Origin of the sequence: Dietzia sp. SYD-A1, assembly GCF_015356725.1 — a bacterium.
GTDB lineage: Bacteria > Actinomycetota > Actinomycetes > Mycobacteriales > Mycobacteriaceae > Dietzia.
In genome coordinates, this window is sequence record NZ_JADDKI010000442.1 from 1 (window position 1) to 3,215 (window position 3,215).

Annotated in this window: 2 protein-coding genes; one reads left to right on the forward strand and one right to left on the reverse strand. The window is 71.5% G+C overall.

Features of this window, described 5'->3' with window-relative positions:
* Window positions 1-87 precede the first annotated feature (87 nt).
* A complete protein-coding gene (locus IY392_RS15445; RefSeq protein WP_194861680.1) occupies window positions 88-1,464 on the forward strand; it encodes a DUF3375 domain-containing protein in 1,377 nt (458 codons plus the stop codon).
* On the opposite strand, the gene IY392_RS15450 is transcribed toward IY392_RS15445, so the two are convergent.
* Window positions 1,461-3,215, reverse strand: a 1,755-nt coding sequence (locus tag IY392_RS15450; protein WP_194861681.1) for an AMP-binding protein, incomplete at its 5' end; no start/stop codon positions are given. The two genes, IY392_RS15445 and IY392_RS15450, sit on opposite strands and share 4 nt — an antisense overlap.

Genomic DNA, 3,215 nt, shown 5'->3' on the forward strand with positions numbered 1-3,215 from the left:
CCTCACCCCTCACCCCTCACTCCTAGACTGTCCCCTCGGCGCACGAGCCGCCGAGACCAACAGTCCACCCACCGCGAGGAGCCCCACGTGGAGTACGCGCAGATCGAGGCGCTGCGCGAGCGCCATCCCGCCTGGCGGATGCTGCGCGCCACCCATGCGCCGCTGCTGCTCACGGTGCTGGGCCGGTTCTTCGTGGAGGAGGGCCGCGGCGCCAGCCCGGAGAGTGAGCTCGTCGCGGCGCTGGACGACCAGCTGTACGCGATCAACACCCAGGATCCGCAGAACCCACGATTCGTGCGCACGGCCGCCGAGTATCTGGCGGACTGGGCCGGCCCGGAGGCGGGATTCCTCCGCCGCTTCTACCCGCTGGGCGCGGACGAGATCCACTACGACGCCACCCCGGCCCTGGAGAAGGCCTACGCGTGGGTGCAGGGCCTGGCCGAGCAGTCCTTCGTGGGCACCGAGTCGCGCCTGCAGACCGCGGTGGACCTGCTGCGCCAGATCGCCCAGGGCACCGAGTCCGACCCCGCCAAGCGCCTGGACCAGCTCGAGCGCCGCAAGCGCGACATCGAGCGGGAGATCGACCAGCTCCGCCAGGACCCGGCCTCCGGCCTGCTGGACCGCACCGCGGTCCGCGAGCGCTACCAGCAGTTCGCCACCACCGCCCGCGAGCTGCTGGCCGACTTCCGTCAGGTGGAGGAGAACTTCCGCGCCCTGGACCGCTCGGCGCGCGAGCGCATCGCCACGTGGCAGGGCAGCAAGGGCGAGTTGCTGGCCGAGCTGGTCCACGGCCGCAGCATGATCGACTCCTCCGACCAGGGCCGCAGCTTCCAGGCCTTCTACGACCTACTGCTGTCCACCTCGGGCCAAGAAGAGCTGTCGATGCTGCTGGATCGCATGACCGGCATCGAGGAGGTCGGCGCCGACCGCCGCCTGCGCACGATCCACCACAGCTGGGCCGAGGCCGCCGAGCGCACCCAGCACACGGTCCGCAGCATCTCCGAGCAGCTGCGCCGCTTCACCGACGACCAGGTGTGGCTGGAGAACCGCCGCGTGCTGGACTTGGTGCGCCAGATCGAGACCACCGCGCTGCAGCTGCGCGCGGGCGAGTTGCCGGGCTTCGGGCTGGAGCTGGAGGAGACCAGCATCGACGTCGCCCTGCCCACGGATCGTCCGCTGTTCACCGTCCGTCCGGCCTCCGAGGTCAACAGTGATCTGGAGCCGGTCGAGGCCGAGGAGGTGGACACCTCCGTGCTGGTCAACCAGGTCGTTGTGGACCCCGCGCGCCTGGCCACCCGCATCCGCGCGCTGATCCCGGTGCACGGCACCGCCCGCCTGGAGGACATCGTCACCATGTACCCCTTGCAGCACGGGGCGGCCGAGATCGTCGGCTACCTGGCGCTCAAGGACGACGACCTCGAGGTGACCGCCAACGAGCACGAGGAGACCGTGATACTGGTTTAGGAAATCGACGGAACCAGCCCGTCCCGCACCGCCTTGGTCAGCCGCACGTATCCACCCGCCTCGGCATCGAGAACCCAGGTCCGCGGGCCGGCCTTCGGTAGGCCCCGGTCAGCGAGCCCGCTGGCGTCGGGCCGGTACCAGTTGGTCACCGGGATGTCCTTGACCACGTGGACGATGTCCGGCCGTGCGGCCGGCGGGACCGACGCCAGAGCGCCACCGACGTCGGCTGCGGTGATCGCCTCGGAGCCCCACGTGTTCACCGCAGCGACGGCGACCGGGCCGCTGGCGCCGGGCACCTCGTACAGCACGGCCAGATCCACCTGGGGCAGGTCGCCGAGGGCGTCGGCCACCTGGACCGGATACACCGGCCCGTGCGCGGTGTGCACCACGGCGCTCGCCGCCCCGAGAATCCAGAAGTCACCGTCCCGGTCGCGCTCGAAGTAGTCACTGGTCGACACCCAGGTATCGCCCGGACGGAACACCCCACGGAGCTGGCGCACGGAGGCGTCGACCCCGAGGCGGGGCCGGGTGAGGAGCATCCCGGGCGCGTCGACCTCGCTGGGTACGGCGAATCCGTCCGGTCCCACGGCGATCGCGCCGGAGTCGGGATCCACGTCGACGAGCCGCACCTCGGACGTGCCGGGCAGCGGACGACCGCGCGCGCCCGGCTTGGAGGTGGAGAGGTTGGCCAGGACCACGTCGGCCTCGGTTCCGGCGTAGAACTCCAGGACCCGCGTCCCCGGGTAGCGGTCCAGGACCCGCCGCCACAGCCCCCGGGGCATCCCCGACCCCATGAACAGGGTGATCGTCGAATGCGCCTGGCGCGGAGGCGCCGGCCGGCGGACCAGCTCGCGCATCATCGCCCACGTGTAGGTCACCACCGTCACCCCGTAGCGGCGGACCTCCTCGTCAAAGGTCACCGGGTCGAACCCCTGTGACAGCGCGATCCTGGACCCGCCGGCCACGGCGCCCCCGACGGCGGTGAGCAGACCCGACGGGTGGTGGAGCGGGCTGAGGCAGTACACGGTGGACTCGCCGCTGAGGCGCGCGGCGCTGGCGGTGCCGAACGCGGAGAGCGCCCACCGGTGGTTCGTCACGAGCTTGGTCTGCCAGACGCCCGTGGAGCGGGAGAAGAAGACAAAGGCGAGGTCGCCCGCCCGCCCGGGGTCCGGTCGGTACCACCGGGGCAGCTCGACCGTCTCGGGGTCGATCTGCTCGAGGTCCACGACGCCCGCGTCCAGGTCGGCCGGGAGATCGCGCTCGGAGCCACCGCCGAGCACGAGCGCCCGCGCCCCGGCCCCGGAGACCTTCGACGCGTGCTCAGGGTCGGTGACCACGTCGGTCACCGAACTGAGCCTGAGCAGTTCGGGGAGGGACTGGGACGGGGGGAGCAGCACGGCCACGGCGCCGAGTCGCGACAGCGCGGCCATGGCGACCAGCGCCGAGGGCCGCGTCTCCATGAGGACGCCGATGTAGTCGCCCTGTCGGACCCCGACGGCGATGAGTCCCCTGACCACGTTGGTGATCCGGGTGTCGACGGCGAAGAACGTGTGGACGCGGTCGGAGAACAGAAAGCACGCATCATCCGGCTGGTTGCGGGCGCGCTCGGACATGATCTTGGCAAAGGAGATGCGGGTCCTCGGCTGGATCTGCCCCAACCGGATGAGGCGGGGCGCCGCGTGCAGCGCCTGGTATCCGACGGCCCGGGTCGCCTGCAGCGTGCCGACGGCGAGGTGGCCGACCCCACGCAC